Here is an 18,251-nt window from a genome sequence, read left to right on the forward strand (position 1 = left end):
CTCAACGAACAACGCAATACAGGAATTACGCATGAAGATCGCAGTTCTGCCCGGCGACGGCATCGGCCCCGAAATCGTCAAGGAAGCGGTAAAGGTACTCAACGCGCTCGGCGAGAAGTTCGAGCTCGAGGAGGCGCCCGTCGGCGGTGCCGGTTATGAAGCGAAGGGGCACCCGCTGCCCGATTCGACGCTCGCGCTGGCGAAGGAAGCGGACGCTATCCTGTTCGGCGCCGTCGGCGACTGGAAGTACGACTCGCTCGAGCGCGCGCTGCGCCCCGAGCAGGCCATTCTTGGCCTGCGCAAGCATCTGCAGCTCTTCGCGAACTTCCGTCCGGCGATCTGCTATCCGCAGTTGACGGGCGCGTCGTCGCTGAAGCCCGAGATCGTTGCGGGGCTCGACATTCTGATCGTGCGCGAGCTGAACGGCGATATCTACTTCGGCTCGCCGCGCGGGATCCGCCAGGCGCCGGACGGCGCCTTCGAAGGCGCGCGCGAAGGCTTCGATACGATGCGCTATTCGGAGCCTGAAGTGCGCCGTATCGCGCACGTCGCCTTCCAGGCGGCGCAAAAGCGCGGCAAGCGGTTGACGTCGGTCGACAAGGCGAATGTGCTCGAAACGTCGCAGCTCTGGAAAGAGGTGATGATCGACGTGGCGAACGAGTACGCCGACGTCGAGCTCTCACACATGTACGTCGACAATGCGGCCATGCAACTCGTCAAGGCGCCAAAATCGTTCGACGTGATCGTGACGGGCAATATGTTCGGCGACATTCTCTCCGATGAGGCTGCCATGTTGACGGGTTCGATCGGCATGTTGCCGTCGGCCTCGCTCGACAAGAATAACAAGGGCCTCTACGAACCGTCGCACGGCTCCGCGCCCGACATCGCCGGCAAGGGCATCGCGAATCCGCTCGCGACGATTCTCTCCGCCGCGATGATGCTGCGTTACTCGCTCAATAAGGCCGAGCAGGCCGATCGGATCGAGAAAGCGGTGCAAAAAGTGCTCGAAGCGGGCTACCGCACGGCCGATATCGCGACGCCGGGCGGCAAGCAAGTCGGCACCGTCGAAATGGGCGACGCCGTGCTCGCTGCGCTGTAGGAGCCGACGCGAGTCGAAACAGGCTCGGGTGCCGCCGTATGATCGGAATCTAATGCCGATTTAGCGTGAAATCGACGCAAAAATCGGCATTTTCGTGTAGACTGTCGCGATGGCGCGAATCCCACAAATCTCCTCGATTGCAAACCTGCACGGCATGACTGTCCGTGCGGGCGGGTTCGCCATTGCCGGTGCCATCGGCGCGGCCGGCATTATTTCGATCAAATCGATTACCCCCAAAACGATCACGACGAAGCGCTGATCGTCCGCCGTGCCCGCCCGTCTTCCCCGCGCGGTCACGCCGGGCAAGGTTGCGGGGAAGCGTCCACTCGAAGGGTAAATCATGAATGTAGGTCTCGTAGGTTGGCGCGGCATGGTCGGCAGCGTCCTGATGCAGCGGATGCAGCAGGAGGGCGACTTCGACCTGATCGAACCGGTGTTCTTCAGCACGAGCAATGCGGGCGGCGCCGCCCCGTCGTTCGCCAAGAACGAGACCCAGCTCAAAGATGCCGCCAGCATCGACGATCTGAAGAAGTGCGACGTCATCATCACCTGCCAGGGTGGCGACTACACGAATGAAGTGTTCCCGAAGCTGCGCGCGGCGGGCTGGAACGGCTATTGGATCGATGCAGCTTCGTCGCTGCGGATGAAGGACGATGCGGTCATCGTGCTCGATCCGGTCAACCTGAACGTGATCAAGGACGCGCTCGTCAGGGGCACGAAGAACTTCATCGGCGGCAACTGCACGGTCAGCTTGATGCTGATGGCGCTCGGCGGGCTCTTCCGCGAGAGCCTCATCGAATGGATGACGGCGATGACCTATCAGGCTGCCTCGGGTGCCGGCGCGCAAAATATGCGCGAACTGCTCGCGCAGATGGGCACGCTCAACGGCGCCGTGAAGGACGAACTCAAGGATCCTTCCTCGGCGATTCTCGATATCGACCGCCGCGTGCTCGCCGCCATGAATGGCGATGCGATGCCGACCGAGCACTTCGGCGTGCCGCTCGCGGGCTCGTTGATCCCCTGGATCGACAAGGACCTCGGCAACGGCATGTCGAAGGAGGAATGGAAGGGCGGCGCCGAGACGAACAAGATCCTCGGCAAGCCGGCCATGGGCGCGCCGGGCTCGATTCCCGTCGATGGCCTCTGCGTGCGGATCGGCGCGATGCGCTGCCACTCGCAGGCGCTCACGATCAAGCTCACGAAGGACGTGCCGCTCGACGAAGTCAACGCGATTCTCGCCTCGGGCAACGATTGGGTGAAGGTCGTGCCGAACGAGCGCGAAGCCTCGATGCGTGATTTGTCGCCGGCCGTCGTGACGGGCACGCTCACGGTGCCGGTCGGCCGGTTGCGCAAGCTCGCGATGGGCGGCGAGTATCTGTCCGCCTTTACCGTCGGCGATCAATTGCTGTGGGGCGCCGCCGAGCCGCTGCGCCGCATGCTGCGCATCCTGCTCGACAAGTGAGGCGATGGCGTGGCCTTGCCGGCCGTCCTCGCGTAAACTACGCGCTGACTGGCGCGTAAAGCCGCAAAGGCGCCGTACCGCGGCGCCTTTTTCGTTGCCGCTCCGAACCGAATCTTGTCTTCCCACAACGCCAATCAAGGCCGCGCTTCGTGGCGCGGAATGCATTCATGACGGTACGTTCGACGCTCCGCCTGCGGGCCGTGCGTGTTGTTGCCCGTTCGACTGTCGCGGTATGCGCGCTCTTGGGCGCGATCGGCTCGTCGGCCGCGCGCGCCGACGATGCGGCGAGCGCTGCATCTGCTGCCACCGCCACCGCCACCGCCTCCGCAGCGACGCAATACACGGTCAAGCCCGGACAATCTCTCAACGATGTCGCCATCGCCGCGACGCAATCGCACGACAAAGCCATCCTCGCACGCGCCGCGAAAGCGATTTTCGACGCCAATCCGTCCGCGTTCATGCGCGGCGATCCGAGCCTCATGAAGCTCGGCGCCGTCCTCAACGTGCCGCCGCTCGATGCGTCGGGCGCGCCCGTTGCGGGCGGCGCATCGGCGTCTTCGGCGGCAGGCGCGAGTGCCGGGGCGCCTGGCACGGCCGCGGCTACCGCCTCGCATCCGGCGTCCGCGGGCGTGGCCGCCGGCGCGTCAGCGATCGCAGCTCAGAAAGCCGCGGGGGCATCGGCAGGCCAATCCGTGGGTGCAAGCCTGGCGCCGGCTTCCACTACAGCCGCGGCGACGACTGCCGCGCCGGCCAGCAGCGCCGCGCAATCCACACCGCATGCGCAAGGGAAGGCTGCTTCGGCAAGTGCGCCGCTGGCGGCAAGTGGCATAACGGGGCACGCCTGGACCGGCACAATCCAGTCGGCGCCCGCTACTTCCGCACAGGCCCCAGCAAGCGGAACTGGGGAATCGCCCGCGGTCGCCCCGCCGGCGCCGGCGCCGGCAAGTGCAACAGGCAGCACCGCTGTTGCGCCGACGCCCGGAGCTGCGTCATCCGCCACAGGTGCAGCCGCCGCGCCAGTCTCGGCTGCATCGGCCGCCAGCACGCCGCATCCGCGTTTTTCGAGCTTGCAGCAGTTGCTCGCGCTGAAGAACCGCGTGCTGATGGACCTGCAGCGGCATGGGTTTGCTTCGAAGCAATCGCATGAATCATCGGCGAGCAGCGAGAATGCGGTGAGCGGGGCAACAGGCGCGCCGCAAGGCGGCTCGGCGCCGCAGGCGGGCATGCCGCCCGCGGCCGTTCATGTCCCGAATGCTCGCGGGTCGGCCGCTGGCGAGCAATTCATCGGCATCGGCGACTACGGCATCCGCGTCCCTCACGCTTCGATTCCGGTCGTCGCAGCCGTGGCTTCGGCCGTTGTCGCGGCGTTGCTCGTGCTCGCCGTCGGCTTTTCGATCGGTGGCCGTAAGCGCCGAGCGGCGCGCGCCGCAGCATCGGCCGAAGTGGCCGCCGCCGGCGGCGCGGCGTCGCCGCAAGGGAGCGACGCCGCGAAGCCCTTCGTGGCCGATACGTCGAGCCAGGATCCCGTCGAAGCCGAGTACCTCGCCGCTCTTGCGCGGACACCGACGAGCAAACGCGCGCTGATGGGGCTCGCCGGCCATTACGCCGAGCGTCGCAACATCAAGGGCTTCGACGAAATTGCGCAGCGAATCTGGCATCTATCGGGCGGTCAAGGTCCCAATTGGTTGCATATCGCCTCGCTCGGGCGCCAGCTCGACCCCGACAACCCGTTGTTCGCGCCGTCGGACGAGGGGCGGGAAGCGGCTGCGCCGGCAGTGCTCGAAGAGCGCGAGGAAGGCGCCTTGCCCGAGCATTCGGCCGCCGCCGAGCAACGTCAGTCCGCCGATCACGACGCAGAGTCACCCCTCGCCGAGGAAGCCCTGCGCGATACTTCGAGCTCGCAAGAGCAGGCGTCTCACTCGCCGGCGCCAGACGAGGTCAGCGCAACCTCGCCGGCGGCGGAGGCCGAGCAGCCCGCTGCGCATGCAAGCGAAGCCATTGCGCAGCGCGATGAGCAGGGGTCGCCTTTACTCGAAGAAACGCACGAGGCGAGTGCCGAGGCCGTTCCGGACGACGCATCAACCGTCGATGCATCAACCGCCGACGCCGCGGCAGAGGCCGAGGCGGCAGGGGTGACGCCCGACGGGCACGGCGCGACGGAGCACGCCGCACAAGCCGAGGCGGATAATCCGCCGGTCGCAAATGTCAGCGAATCCGAACCGCCGCACACGCTACTGCCTGCGGAGGCCGTCGATGCGCTGAACGATCTCGATATGGCGTTGCCGCCTCGCGCTGAAGGCCACGATTCGTCTCGCTTACACGACGTTGCATCGGCGCCGGACGCGGCAGCTGACGACGGTGCGGCAGATTCGGCTGACGAGGAGCTCGAGCGCGACGAGTTCTTGCACAGCGCGGTCCCCGAGGAACAGTCGCACTTCGGCGATAGCGAGATCGAGACGGCTCGAGCCTCCGATTCCGGCGAGCACCGCGCCGCCGCTCCCGCATACGAGGTGCCCGACGCGAACCGCATACACGATGGGCAGAATGCACACGAGGCGCACGAGGTACATGAGCCAAGCGAGCCTCACGGCGAGCCCGAAGGCGAGCCGATGCCTCCGCCGCCGGCCGTGGCGGGCCTCGGCGCCGCCCGCTTCGGCGGGCTGAACCTGGCGTTCGACCTCGATTTGCCCGGTGACGGGCAGGGCTCGCCGACGACGGTGGCCACGCCCGCGCAGCCGATGTTCTCGGCCGAGGAGATCGCGAAGATCGCCCGCAACAAGCTCGAGCTGGCGCACGAGTACATCGCGCTCGGCGACGTGGGCGGCGCGCGGACGCTGATTCACGAAGTGATCGAGTCGAACGACGCGGGCACGCGTGCCGAGGCGCATGCGCTGCTCGCCACGCTCGCTCCGCTGTCCTGAACGACAAAGACGGCCGCCCGATGCGCATCGCCTTAGGCATCCAATACGACGGCACGGCGTTCTGCGGCTGGCAATCGCAGCCGCACGGCAAGACGGTGCAGGATGTGCTCGAGCGCGCGCTCGCCGATTTCGCATGCACGCCGATCCACACGATCGTGGCCGGACGCACCGACACAGGCGTGCACGGGCTCGGCCAAGTCGTGCATTTCGACACCGAGCTCGAGCGCGCCGATTTTTCGTGGGTGCGCGGAACGAATGCGTTCCTGCCGCCCGAGGTGGCGGTGCAGTGGGCGAAGCCGATGCCGGAGACGTTTCATGCGCGGTTTTCGGCATTCGAGCGGACCTACTACTACGCGCTGCACGTGCACCCGGTCCGCTCGCCGATGCTTGCGGGCCGCGCCGGCTGGGTCCATACGCCGCTAGACATCGATGCGATGCGCGCGGCGGCGGCCTGCCTCATCGGCGAGCACGACTTTTCGGCGTTCCGCTCATCCGAATGTCAGGCGAAGACACCCGTCAAGCACCTGTATCAGATCGATATCCGCCGTGCCGGCGACCTGATCCATTTCCGCTTCCGGGCCAATGCGTTCCTGCATCATATGGTGCGCAACCTGATGGGATGCCTCGTCGCGGTGGGCAGAGGGCGCTACCCCGTGTCGTGGCTTGCCGAAGTCCTGGCCAGCCGCGACCGGGATCGCGCCGCGCCGACGTTCATGCCCGAGGGGCTCTATCTCGCGCACGTCGGCTACCCGGAAGCGTTCGGCGTGCCGGCCGCGAATCTCGGCAGCGTGCCGTGGAGCGTTGTTTGGAGCGATTGATGCTGACGCAATCCCATCGAAAGCAAGGTAATCTGAAGCCCGCGAAGACGAGACCATGAACGCAACCGCCCCCGCATCGACACCCTCATCGTCGCCGTTCGCCGGCGACGTCCCACACCGCACGCGCGTCAAGCTATGCGGCCTTTCGCGCGAATCCGATGTCGAGCTGGCCGTCGAGCTCGGCGCCGATGCGATCGGCCTCGTCTTCTATCCGCAAAGCCCGCGCTTCGTCGGCGTGGCGGAAGCCATCGATCTCGTGAAGCGGCTGCCGCCGTTCGTTTCCGCGGTCGGCCTTTTCGTCAACGCATCGCCCGAATGGATGAGCGAGGTGACGAGCAACGTGCCGCTCGTGATGCTGCAGTTCCACGGCGACGAGACGCCCGCGCAATGCGAGGCGCTCGCCAACCTCGCCGGCCTGCCGTGGCTGCGGGCGCTGCGCGTCGGGGCGGATACGAAGCGCGCCGATTTGGTAGAATCGGCGCTTAATTATTCAGCGGCCGGCGGCCTGCTCTTCGATACGCACGTCGAAGGGTACGGCGGCGGCGGGAAGATTTTCGATTGGTCACTTATCCCCGAAGAGCTCGGGCGTCGGGCCGTTTTGAGTGGTGGCTTGAACGCGCAAAACGTCGGTGACGCGATTCGTCGCGTGCGCCCGTTCGCTGTCGATGTCTCGAGCGGCATCGAAGTGCCGGGCGCCAAGGGCGTGAAGGATCCCGCCCGGATGGCGGCGTTCGTACGCGCGGTGCGCGACGCGGACGCCGGATGAATCGAAGGCGGCGCGGCATGGATCTCCCGGCAGAGCGCCGGCGCCGCCGCTCATCGGAGTGACGAATATGTACAACCTTCCCGATCAAAGAGGCCATTTCGGCCCCTACGGCGGCACGTTCGTGGCGGAAACGCTCGTCCATGCCCTCGACGAACTGCGCCTCGCCTATGAGAAGTTCCGCGTGGATCCGGCGTTCGTCGCCGAATACGAGCGCGAGCTGAAGCACTTCGTCGGCCGGCCGTCGCCGATCTATCACGCGCAGCGTTGGAGCGAGCTGCTCGGCGGCGCGCAAGTCTATCTGAAGCGCGAAGACCTCAATCACACGGGCGCGCACAAGGTCAACAACGTCATCGGTCAGGCGCTGCTCGCCAAGCGCATGGGCAAGCCGCGCGTGATCGCCGAAACTGGCGCGGGCCAGCACGGCGTCGCGACGGCGACGATCGCCGCCCGCTTCGGCATGGAGTGCGTCGTCTACATGGGCGCCGAGGACGTGCGCCGGCAGGCGGCCAACGTCTACCGGATGAAGCTGCTCGGCGCGACCGTGGTACCGGTAGAGTCCGGCTCGCGCACGCTCAAGGATGCGCTCAACGAAGCGATGCGCGACTGGGTGACCAACGTCGAAAGCACGTTTTACATCATTGGCACCGTGGCGGGGCCGCACCCGTATCCGATGATGGTGCGCGACTTCCAACGCGTGATCGGCGACGAGTGCCGCGTGCAGATGCCCGAGATGACGGGGCGTCAGCCCGATGTCGTCATTGCCTGCGTCGGCGGTGGATCGAACGCGATGGGTATCTTCTATCCGTACATCGATGAAGAGGCGGTCAAGCTCGTCGGCGTCGAGGCGGCCGGGGACGGGCTCGAGACGGGGCGTCACGCGGCGTCGCTGACAGGCGGCCGCCCTGGCGTGCTGCACGGCAACCGGACGTACCTTCTGCAAGACGAGAACGGGCAGATCATCGAGACGCATTCGGTTTCGGCAGGGCTCGACTATCCGGGCGTCGGCCCCGAGCACGCGTGGCTCAAGGATAGCGGGCGCGCTCAGTACGTGACGATCACGGACGAAGAGGCGCTGAAGGCTTTTCACGATTGCTGTCGCATCGAGGGCATCATTCCCGCCCTCGAGTCGAGCCATGCGCTGGCGTATGCGGCAAAGCTCGCGCCGACGCTCGGACGCGACAAGCATCTGCTCGTGAACCTCTCGGGGCGTGGCGACAAAGACATGCATACCGTCGCCGAGCGTTCGGGTATTCACTTCTGAGCCTCGCCGCGATGCGCGACGTCCTCGACGACTTCGACGAACCGCAGCCGGCCGCGGGCAGTGCGCCCGCGCCGGTCGCGGCAGTGCCTGCCCGCATCGATCTACGTCATCGCGATTTTCTGGCCGATGCCGCGAACGTCGCCGATGCCTCGATCGACCTGATCGTTGCCGACCCGCCCTATGGGCTCGGCAAGGACTACGGCAACGATTCGGACATGCTGGCAGGCGATGCGTTTTTGTCATGGACGCGCCAATGGCTCGAGCTGGCAATTCCGAAGTTGAAGCAAAGCGGGTCGCTCTATGTTTTCTGCACGTGGCAGTACGCGCCCGAGATCTTCTCGTTCCTGAAGACGAAGCTGAAGATGGTGAACGAAATCATCTGGGACCGACGCGTGCCGAGCATGGGCGGCACGACGCGCCGCTTCACGTCGGTGCACGACAACATCGGCTTCTTCGCGGTTTCGAAGGATTACTACTTCGATCTCGATCCGGTGCGCATCCCGTACGACGCCGCAACGAAGAAGGCGCGCTCGCGCAAGCTCTTCGAGGGCAGCAGGTGGCTCGAGCTCGGCTATAACCCGAAGGACGTCTGGTCGGTTTCGCGCTTGCATCGGCAACATGCCGAGCGCGTCGACCACCCGACGCAAAAGCCGCTCGAGATCGTCGAACGGATGGTGCTCTCGAGCTGCCCGCCGGGCGGCCGCGTGCTCGATCCGTTCATGGGCAGCGGTACGACGGCTGTCGCATGCGCGCGTCACGGGCGCGCGTTCGTCGGCTACGAGATCAACGAAAGCTATTGCGCGATTGCGCGCGAGCGCGTGGCCGCGGCCTGCGGCGAGCGCTCCGGCGCGAGTGCCGTCGCCTGAACTGGACGCGGGCTCGATGCAAAGCGCCCGACGACCGAAGGCTCGGCCGATGCAACCCGATTTAAGAGAAAAAATCATGTCCCGTATCGAAAAGACTTTTGCGGCGCTCGCCGCGCAACAGAGGAAAGGGTTGATTCCGTTCATCACGGCCGGCGATCCGGACCCGTTGAAAACGGTCGACTTCATGCACGCGCTCGCCGCGGGCGGCGCCGACGTCATCGAACTCGGCGTGCCGTTTTCCGATCCGATGGCCGACGGTCCGGTGATTCAGCGATCGTCCGAGCGGGCGCTCGCGCGCGGCGTCTCGTTGCGCCAGGTGCTGGCGGACGTCAAGCGCTTTCGCGAGCGCGATGACAAGACGCCCGTCGTGCTGATGGGCTATGCGAACCCAATCGAATGCATGGGCATCGACGCCTTCGCGGCCGCCGCGGTGGACGCGGGTGTCGACGGCGTGCTCGTCGTCGACTATCCGCCTGAGGAATCGGCCGATTTCGCCGAGCGCATGCGCGCGGCCGGCGTCGATCCGATCTTCCTGCTCGCGCCGACGTCGACCGATGCGCGCATCGCGGCCGTCGGCCAGGTGGCGAGCGGTTACGTCTACTATGTGTCGCTCAAAGGGGTGACGGGCGCGGCGCATCTGGACGTTTCCAGCATCGCGAGTAAAATCCCGGCCATCAAGTCGCATGTGCCCCTGCCGGTGGGCGTCGGTTTCGGTATTCGCGACGCGCGAACGGCGCGCGCGGTGGCCGAAGTGGCCGATGCCGTGGTGATCGGCAGCCGTATCGTGCAACTGCTGGAAGAAACGCCGCCCGAAGCGGCCGTAACGACGCTGACGGAATTTATCGCCGAAGTGCGGCGCGCGCTGGACGGGGCGTGACTTCCAAGACCAATTAAAAGGAATGACGATGAGCTGGCTCGATAAGCTGCTGCCGCCGAAAATCAAGCAGACCGATCCGAAAAGCCGCAAGGGGATCCCCGAGGGGCTGTGGGTCAAGTGTCCGTCGTGCGAGGCGGTGCTCTACCGCAACGACGTCGAGGCGAATCTGCATGTCTGCCCGAAATGCAGCCACCACATGCGGATCGGCGCACGCGCGCGGCTCGATGCGCTGCTCGACGCCGAAGGACGCTACGAGATCGGCCAGGAGATCGTGCCCGTCGACGCGCTCAAGTTCAAGGACAGCCGCAAATATCCCGATCGCATCAAGGATGCGATGGACGACACGGGAGAAACCGACGCCATGGTCGTCATGGGAGGCGCGATTCATACGCTGCCCGTCGTCGTGGCCTGCTTCGAATTCTCGTTCATGGGCGGCTCGATGGGCTCAGTCGTCGGCGAGCGCTTCGTGCGCGGCGCGACGAATGCGCTCGAGCAACAGGTGCCTTTTATCTGCGTCACGGCTTCGGGCGGGGCGCGCATGCAGGAAAGCCTGCTTTCGCTGATGCAGATGGCGAAGACCACGGCGTTGCTGACGAAGCTCTCCGATGCGAAGCTGCCGTTCATTTCGGTGCTGACCGATCCGACGATGGGCGGTGTCTCGGCGAGCTTCGCATTCCTCGGCGATGTCGTCATCGCCGAGCCGAAGGCGCTGATCGGCTTCGCCGGACCGCGCGTGATCGAGCAGACCGTGCGTGAGAAGCTGCCCGAGGGCTTCCAGCGCGCCGAATTCCTGCTGCAAAAGGGTGCGATCGACATGATCGTCGATCGCCGCAAGCTGCGCGAAGAGCTCGCCAGGCTCATCGCGCTGATGACACGGCAGCCGGCCGACGCAGTGGCGTAAATCGACGACGTTGTGACTACTTTTTCGACGCTCGACGCCTGGCTCGCGCATCTCGAGTCGGCACACCCAGTCGGCATCGACATGGGGCTCACCCGCATCGGCAAGGTGAAGGATGCGCTGCGGTTGACGCTTTCATGTCCGGTCATCACCGTCGGCGGCACGAACGGCAAGGGCTCGACCTGCGCGATCCTCGAATCGATCCTGCTCGCCGGCGGCTACCACGTCGGCTGCCATACCTCGCCGCACCTGCTCGAGTTCAACGAGCGCGCGCGCATCGACGGGCAGAGCGCCACCGATGCCGAGCTGCTCCCGCATTTCGAAGCCGTCGAAGCCGCGCGCCGAAGCCTGACCGAGCCGGTTTCGCTGACTTATTTCGAGTTCACGACGCTGGCGATCCTTCACCTCTTCGCGTCGCGCGGGCTCGACGCGATCATTCTCGAAGTCGGCTTGGGCGGGCGGCTCGATGCGGTGAACGTGATCGATACCGAGTGTGCGATCGTGACGAGCATCGATCTCGACCATACCGAGTACCTTGGCGACACGCGCGAAAAGATCGCGCTCGAGAAGGCCGGGATTTTTCGGGCGGGGAAGCCGGCGATTTGCGCCGATCCCGCCGCCCCGCACACGCTCGTCGACCACGCTAACGCGATCGGCGCCGATCTGTGGCTCTTCGGACGGGATTTCCGCTACGAAGGCCAGGCCGGCAGCGAGCGGCAACAATGGAGCTACGTCGGGCGTGGTCTGCGGCGGTCGTCGCTCGCTTATCCGGCGCTGCGCGGCGCGAACCAGCTCATCAATACGTCCGCGGCGCTTGCGGCGCTCGAAGCACTGCGCGAGCGACTGCCGGTTTCGGCGCAGGACGTGCGTCTGGGTCTTGCCAATGTCGAATTGCCCGGGCGGTTCCAGGTGCTGCCGGGCCGGCCGGCGATCATTCTCGACGTGGCCCACAATCCGCATGCGGCCGCGGTCCTTGCCCAGAATCTCGGCAGCATGGGCTTTTACCGGTACACGTACGCCGTCTTCGGCGCCATGCGCGACAAGGATATCGAGGGTATCGTCGGACTGTTGAAGGGCGAAATCGATCACTGGTGTGTGACGGATTTGCCGATCGGGCGCGCGGCTTCAGCGGAGCTGCTCGAGGCCGAATTGCGGCGCGCCGGCGTCACGAATGGGCCGGACAGCAGCGTGAGGCGCTTCGCGACCCCCGCCGATGCCTTCCAGGATGCCATGAGCCGAGCGACAGACGATGATAGAATCTTGGTTTTCGGCAGTTTCTATACGGTGGGCGGCGTGATGGCCTACCGCAAGTCGCGGCAACATTGACGGTTCCGAGGCGCGCCAGGAATTCAGCGATTCATGGGATTTTTCTCGTTCGGCAATAAAGACGACGCGCCGCGCCGGCGCGGCGGCAATGCCAAATCCTCCGCGCGCGGCGAGCCGCGTCGTCGCCGCACGGAGCGCAGCGGCGAGAGCGCCGCGGGCAATACCGGTTACGACGCCGATGCGATGCTGCTCGATCCGACGCTGCCCGAAAAGCAGCGCGCGCGCCGCCGGCTGGTTGGCGCGATCGCGCTCGTGATTGCAGCGGTGGTCGTGTTGCCGATGGTGCTCGATTCGCATCCGAAGCCCGTAACCGACGACATCGCCATCGATATTCCAAATCGGCCCGTCAGCGTGCCGCGCCGCGCGGCGGACGACCAGGCCGACACGCAGGCGGGCGTCGCGCCCGATTCGGATACGGGCGCACAGGCCGCGGCAGGCGTGACGCCGCCGGGCGCCGATGCGGGCAAGGCATCGGAAGCCCAGGCATCGACTCAATCGAAGGCGGAACAGTCAGCGCACTCCACGGCCCAGGCGCAATCGACCAAATCAACGCAATCGGCCAAGCCCGCAACGCCGCCGCAGCCCACTGCCCGAGCCGGGCAGTCCGCGCAGCAGGCGCCCGTGGCGCCGGTCGCAAAACCGCAGGCTCAGACACAAGCGCAGACCGCGAAGCCCACTCCGATGCCCGCGCCGAGCGCGGCAAATGCCGATTCGGGCACGCCGGCGGCACCGCCGGGCGCGCGTTTTGCCGTTCAGCTCGGTGTCTTCTCCGATGACGCGAGCGCGCGCCGCTGGGAAAGCAAGCTCAAGGCGGCAGGCGTTCCGGCATACATCGAAAACCGCAAGCAAGCCGACGGATCCACGCGCGCGCTGTTGCGCGCAGGTCCGTTCCCCGACCGCGCCGCGGCCTCGGCCGCCATCGCCAAAGTGCGCGAGGCGGGGCTCACGGCCAATGCGGCGCAGTAACGCGTGAGCATGCTGACCGCGTTCGACTACGCCGCACTGGCCGTCATCTTGCTTTCGGCGCTGCGCGGAGCCTGGCGCGGGTTGCTGTCGGAGATTTTCGGCCTGATCGGCTGGATCGCGGCTTTTTTTGTGGCGTGCCGTTACGTCGACCGTTTGGTGCCCTATATTCCAGCTGACTGGCCCGGCGGTGCGTTGACGCAGTGGCTGCTGGCTTTCGCCGCGGTCATGGTCGGCGTGGTGATCGTCGCGGGCGTGCTCGGCGCGCTCGTCACGCGCGTCGTGGCTGCTAGCGGGCTGAATGGCGTCGATCGGTCCCTCGGCCTGATGTTCGGCTTTGCGCGCGGCGTGGCGATGGTGCTCGTGCTCGTCGCGCTGGCGGGGCTGACCGAGCTGCCGACAAAGGAATTCTGGCGCGACGCGCTGCTGCGGCCTTATGCCGTGGACGGCGTGCACAAGCTGAAACCGTTCTTGCCTCAGGCGCTCGCCGAGTACGTGCGGATCTGAGGCGGTGACGGGCGGGCCCCGGGCCTCAGGGCTCCGCGGCGCCGCCAACCTGATTTCGTATTCTTGAAGGACCTGCCATGTGCGGCATCGTAGGCGTAGTCTCCCACTCCCCGGTCAACCAGCTGATCTACGACAGCCTCCTGCTGTTGCAGCATCGGGGTCAGGATGCAGCCGGCATCGCCACGGCGAACGGCAGCACATTTCATATGTACAAGGCGAACGGCATGGTGCGCGACGTGTTCCGCACGCGCAACATGCGCAGCCTGCCCGGCACCGTCGGCATCGGCCAGGTGCGCTACCCGACGGCCGGCTCGGCGACGAGCGAAGAGGAAGCGCAGCCGTTTTACGTGAACGCGCCGTTCGGCATCATCCTCGCGCATAACGGCAATCTGACGAATTGGCGGCAGTTGAAGGACGAAATGTTCCGTATCGACCGCCGTCATGTGAACACCGATTCGGACACCGAAGTATTGCTGAACGTGCTCGCGCACGAGATGCAGCTTGCGACTTCGGGCCTCCAACTCGATCCCGAGACCGTGTTCAAGGCGGTGGCCGGTGTTCATCGGCGAGTGCGCGGCTCCTACGCGATCGTTTCGCTGATTGCGGGCCACGGCCTGCTGGCTTTTCGCGATCCGTTCGGCATCCGGCCGCTTTGTATCGGCAAGCAGGAAACGAACGAGGGGGTGGAGTGGATCGTGGCGTCCGAATCGGTGGCCGTGGAAGGCATCGGTTTCGAGTTCGTGCGCGACGTCGCGCCGGGCGAGGCGATCTTCATCGACAACGACGGCCACCTGCATAGCCAGCAATGCGCGGAGAAGCCGAGCCTGAACCCCTGCATCTTCGAGTACGTCTATCTCGCGCGCCCCGATTCGGTGCTCGACGGCGTGCCCGTCTACAACGTGCGGCTGCGCATGGGCGATTATCTCGCCGAGAAGATCAAGCGTGAGTTGCCCGACGTGAAGATCGACGTCGTGATGCCGATTCCTGATTCGTCGCGGCCCGCCGCGATGCAGGTGGCGGCGAAGTTGGGCGTCGAATACCGGGAAGGCTTCTTCAAGAACCGCTATGTCGGTCGCACGTTCATCATGCCGGGGCAGGCCGTGCGCAAGAAGTCAGTGCGCCAGAAGCTCAACGCGATGGCGATCGAGTTCAAGGGTAAGAACGTACTGATCGTCGACGATTCGATCGTGCGCGGTACGACTTCGCACGAGATCGTGCAGATGGCGCGCGATGCGGGCGCGAACAAGGTGATCTTTGCTTCGGCTGCGCCGCCGGTGAAGTTTCCGAACGTCTATGGCATCGATATGCCGACGCGCGGGGAGCTGGTCGCGCATGGGAGGACGGATGATGAGGTCGCGAAGATCATCGGCGCCGATTACCTTGTGTATCAGGACGTCGATGCGCTGAAGCAGGCGGTTCGCGATATCAATCCTTCGCTGTCGCGGTTCGAGGCGTCTTGCTTCGATGGCGATTACATCACGGGCGACGTGACGACTGAATATCTCGACGTCATCGAACGCGCACGTACGGCGCCGGCTTCTCAAGCTGATCGTGATTCGGCCGGCGATGTCACCGATAGTACGGTGACGCGGTCTCAGCTGCACCTGCAGTTGTCGGTGGAGTAGTTGGCAGCTTTTAGCAGCGCAACCGAGCGCGCGTAATCAGGCGCTGTCTTTTTTTCCCAGCCCGCTTCGGCTTATGCCAAGCGGGCTTGTCGTTATTACGGCATCCTCGTTGAGCTACGTGCCTATGCTCGATGCGGTACCCATGGTATCCGAGACGAGCCAATCGGGGATGGGTATTCGATTCCTATCCTTATCTACATTGTGAGAGAGGCCCAGTTCGCGCCTGGCACCGGGAATCCAGCACACCGGGAGGCACAAAAGGTTGACGCGATGGCGAGCGAGTTCAGAGGCAGAACGTGTTGGTCGTCGACGATTCGATCGTTCTTGTGTGGCGTGACGCGCGCGCCCCTCGATGAGCGGCACGGCGTGCCGCAAGCGGAGCCGATCGGATCCGCGAGATATTCAACGGTCAAAGCAGCACCGACAAGCCTGCGCACCCGAGACGCGATGATGTCATGGTTCGACTGCGAGCTAGTCAACGCCTCATATGGCGCCGTGACGCCGCGCTACTCGGCGAAGTCGCTGGCCGACTGGCCGCATTCGCGTCGGAATATCCGATCCGCGCGGTGCAATCGACTCACTGATCAAGGCTATCGAAAGCAATCGCGCTCGAATGGCATGAAGATAGTAACGAGGGCGGCACTACCACTTCCGTGGCTCGGCGTCTCCTCTCTCATTTGTTAGGTATCCGATGGCTTCTGCTGAGCCAATATACCTATACGGCCAAATGCGTGATGGGGACCTCTGGACACGAATGACCTTGGCCAGTTGGAAAGCGGCACTTTACCGGGACAAGGTCGCGTATTACCGGCTCTCGTCACGATTGCAACCCGAATCAGATGCAATTGTTCCGAAGAGGTGACGGACTGTGACAGACGAAGAGAGTCAGAATGTCATAGAGCAATCGGGGTACTTCGATTCGGACATCTATAGAAAACTAAATCCGGATATCCCTGAATTATCGGACCCTCTTGCGCACTACGTGCACCGCGGCGGTTTCGAGCTACGGCGCGCGCACCGGCTATTTGATCCGAACTGGTACGTGGGCCGATATGGCGATGTCGTCAAAAGCGGACTGCATCCACTCGTCCACTACCTGAAAATCGGCCGCACGCAGGGGCGCTCCGCCACCCCGGAGCCGCGCATTTTTGAAGCTGCCAAACGCATGGTTGCGGAAGCACAGACGATCGAGCAAGACGTTCTGTTGAACGCGCGTCTGTGCGAGCCGGAGTTTTTGACTGTTGTCAGAAGCGGCCTTGGGGGATCAGGTCTTCGGGCATGGCAAGCCATATTCGATGCGCTGCCTCACGCGTTCGACTATATCGTGTTTGCACCGTGGCTCGTTCGTGGCGAAGCCGATGTGACCGTCGTCAACATCGTCAGGGCGGCGATCGAAACATACGGCGCTGGCTCGACTCTCCTGGTTTTGCCGGATTGTGATGTCACGCAGGCCCTGGATTGGCTGCCTTCCGGCGTACGGGTGCTCTGTTTCTCGCACTTCGAGCCATCGCTCACGCATGCTGAGCGGGTCCAGGTCGTGGTGTCGCTGGTCTATGCGATGCGGCCGAAGGCGTTAATCAACGTCAACAGTGCTGCATGTTGGGATGCCATCGCCACCAAAGGTGGTGCATTGAGCCATATCACACGACTTTTCGCGTGCCTATTTTGCAGCGATTACGGCTCGGACGGGAGGCCGGGTGGATACGCCGACAGGTATTTGCGTGACACGCTCACCCATTTGACAAGAGTGTATTCGGACAATGCAACGTTTGTTCACCAACTGATTCGGGGTTACGGAATACCGTCATGTTGGCACGCGAAGTTCGCGGTCTTTCACCAACCTCCGCTGAATCAACCGACCGTTAAGTATGAGCGCGGGCCGCATCGGGGGCGCAACGTGCTTTGGGCTGGACGATTTTGATTTGATGATTTCGAATCGATCAGAAAATTTCGGCATTTCACGAGTAATCGATGGAAAAGCGCAAATCGTTCACCTTGGGGCTGATAACGCTTCCTGGGTCGAGTGTGTCATGAGGCGTTTGTAAAGGGCGGGTAGGCGATCGACTGGGTTGCGTCGGATCACTTGCGTGATTGTCAGGTAAGGAAACGATAAACTGATTAGGAGTACGGATAATGTCAGCGAAAGAAAGAGCGACGCGCACTTCGACGGATCTTCACGTCGTGGCGCAGAGCGGTGCACCATCGCGGGATAAAAAGTATCCTTCTCTTTTGCCATGTAACACTGTGGCAGTTTTCGGCAAGGCGGGTATGAGGATCAATGCCGATTCGACACTCGGAGTGAAAATTCAAGAGGCTATGAACCCCGCTGATCCCACGCACGCCGCAGGGCAACTCGATATCAACGGTTATGCGACGTTTGGGATATATGTGGACTCCGATGATCCTCACTCGTCGGCTGGAATTAATCTAGATGCGGCCTTCGTGACGATCTCAAATGCTGCCAATCCGTATGATAATACGGGTGCATTGCCGATGCAGTTTAAGCCGTATGCTCGGGCGGCGCAGAATACGATAATCCTGGGATACGGATGTGTCTCGGGAACTCCTGCTGATGGTAAAACACATGCTTCGGTCTATGTGGGGGTGGATATGAAAAAGTTCCCTTTAGATCAAAGCCAACGTTATGTTTTGGTTGAAATTGAAAATTCGACCGATGCGTGGATCGATGGCTTCGGGGGCCACAAGCAGACGCATAAAATCACACTCGCTGATGACGGAACGGCAACGGCTTACATCCTCAGCGCGCAACCCCAACAAAACTTGAAAATCCAGATTTCGGCGCTGGCTCAGGATTTTGCAACTGTCTATATGGACTTCGTTGCAGTCCCGACCTTCAACTGA

15 protein-coding genes are annotated in these 18,251 nt (G+C 63.9%); all 15 read left to right on the forward strand.

Going from position 1 to position 18,251, the window contains the following annotated elements; translation table 11 throughout:
• Nucleotides 1–31 precede the first annotated feature (31 nt).
• The 15 genes from leuB to C9I57_RS27710 all read left to right on the forward strand — a co-directional run bounded on the left by leuB (nucleotide 32) and on the right by C9I57_RS27710 (nucleotide 18,251).
• On the forward strand, nucleotides 32–1,099 hold the full coding sequence (gene leuB / locus C9I57_RS27635; RefSeq protein ID WP_107153762.1) for a 3-isopropylmalate dehydrogenase: 1,068 nt from the start codon (nucleotides 32–34) through the stop codon (nucleotides 1,097–1,099).
• Between the two features lie 340 nt (nucleotides 1,100–1,439).
• Nucleotides 1,440–2,561, forward strand: a complete 1,122-nt coding sequence (gene asd / locus C9I57_RS27640) for an aspartate-semialdehyde dehydrogenase (RefSeq protein WP_107153763.1) — start codon at nucleotides 1,440–1,442, stop codon at nucleotides 2,559–2,561.
• A 167-nt stretch (nucleotides 2,562–2,728) separates the two neighbouring features.
• Entirely contained in the window at nucleotides 2,729–5,482 is a 2,754-nt protein-coding gene (locus C9I57_RS27645; protein ID WP_107153764.1) for a FimV/HubP family polar landmark protein, read from the forward strand.
• A 20-nt stretch (nucleotides 5,483–5,502) separates the two neighbouring features.
• Nucleotides 5,503–6,300, forward strand: a complete 798-nt coding sequence (gene truA, locus C9I57_RS27650; protein WP_107153765.1) for a tRNA pseudouridine(38-40) synthase TruA — start codon at nucleotides 5,503–5,505, stop codon at nucleotides 6,298–6,300.
• Between the two features lie 55 nt (nucleotides 6,301–6,355).
• Complete coding sequence (locus tag C9I57_RS27655) at nucleotides 6,356–7,066, forward strand: phosphoribosylanthranilate isomerase (RefSeq protein ID WP_107153766.1); 711 nt, start codon at nucleotides 6,356–6,358, stop codon at nucleotides 7,064–7,066.
• 67 nt (nucleotides 7,067–7,133) lie between these two features.
• Complete coding sequence (trpB, locus tag C9I57_RS27660) at nucleotides 7,134–8,327, forward strand: tryptophan synthase subunit beta (RefSeq protein ID WP_107153767.1); 1,194 nt, start codon at nucleotides 7,134–7,136, stop codon at nucleotides 8,325–8,327.
• An 11-nt stretch (nucleotides 8,328–8,338) separates the two neighbouring features.
• Nucleotides 8,339–9,193 (forward strand): DNA-methyltransferase, encoded by an 855-nt coding sequence (locus C9I57_RS27665; RefSeq protein ID WP_107153768.1) that lies wholly within the window; start codon nucleotides 8,339–8,341, stop codon nucleotides 9,191–9,193.
• Between the two features lie 76 nt (nucleotides 9,194–9,269).
• The gene (gene trpA, locus C9I57_RS27670) at nucleotides 9,270–10,070 is read left to right on the forward strand and encodes a tryptophan synthase subunit alpha (protein WP_107153839.1); all 801 of its coding nucleotides are present in this window, start codon (nucleotides 9,270–9,272) and stop codon (nucleotides 10,068–10,070) included.
• A 28-nt stretch (nucleotides 10,071–10,098) separates the two neighbouring features.
• Nucleotides 10,099–10,971 (forward strand): acetyl-CoA carboxylase, carboxyltransferase subunit beta, encoded by an 873-nt coding sequence (gene accD / locus C9I57_RS27675; protein ID WP_107153769.1) that lies wholly within the window; start codon nucleotides 10,099–10,101, stop codon nucleotides 10,969–10,971.
• A 12-nt stretch (nucleotides 10,972–10,983) separates the two neighbouring features.
• Nucleotides 10,984–12,294 (forward strand): bifunctional tetrahydrofolate synthase/dihydrofolate synthase, encoded by a 1,311-nt coding sequence (gene folC, locus C9I57_RS27680; protein WP_107153770.1) that lies wholly within the window; start codon nucleotides 10,984–10,986, stop codon nucleotides 12,292–12,294.
• Nucleotides 12,295–12,327: 33 nt separating this feature from the next.
• Complete coding sequence (locus C9I57_RS27685; protein ID WP_107153771.1) at nucleotides 12,328–13,260, forward strand: SPOR domain-containing protein; 933 nt, start codon at nucleotides 12,328–12,330, stop codon at nucleotides 13,258–13,260.
• A gap of 9 nt (nucleotides 13,261–13,269) precedes the next feature.
• On the forward strand, nucleotides 13,270–13,764 hold the full coding sequence (locus C9I57_RS27690) for a CvpA family protein (protein WP_018439799.1): 495 nt from the start codon (nucleotides 13,270–13,272) through the stop codon (nucleotides 13,762–13,764).
• Nucleotides 13,765–13,841: 77 nt separating this feature from the next.
• Nucleotides 13,842–15,389 (forward strand): amidophosphoribosyltransferase, encoded by a 1,548-nt coding sequence (purF, locus tag C9I57_RS27695; protein WP_107153772.1) that lies wholly within the window; start codon nucleotides 13,842–13,844, stop codon nucleotides 15,387–15,389.
• A gap of 868 nt (nucleotides 15,390–16,257) precedes the next feature.
• On the forward strand, nucleotides 16,258–17,310 hold the full coding sequence (locus C9I57_RS27705; RefSeq protein WP_146166275.1) for a hypothetical protein: 1,053 nt from the start codon (nucleotides 16,258–16,260) through the stop codon (nucleotides 17,308–17,310).
• Between the two features lie 212 nt (nucleotides 17,311–17,522).
• Complete coding sequence (locus tag C9I57_RS27710; protein ID WP_146166276.1) at nucleotides 17,523–18,251, forward strand: hypothetical protein; 729 nt, start codon at nucleotides 17,523–17,525, stop codon at nucleotides 18,249–18,251.

Origin of the sequence: Trinickia symbiotica, from assembly GCF_003028655.1 — a bacterium.
Lineage (GTDB): Bacteria > Pseudomonadota > Gammaproteobacteria > Burkholderiales > Burkholderiaceae > Trinickia > Trinickia symbiotica_A.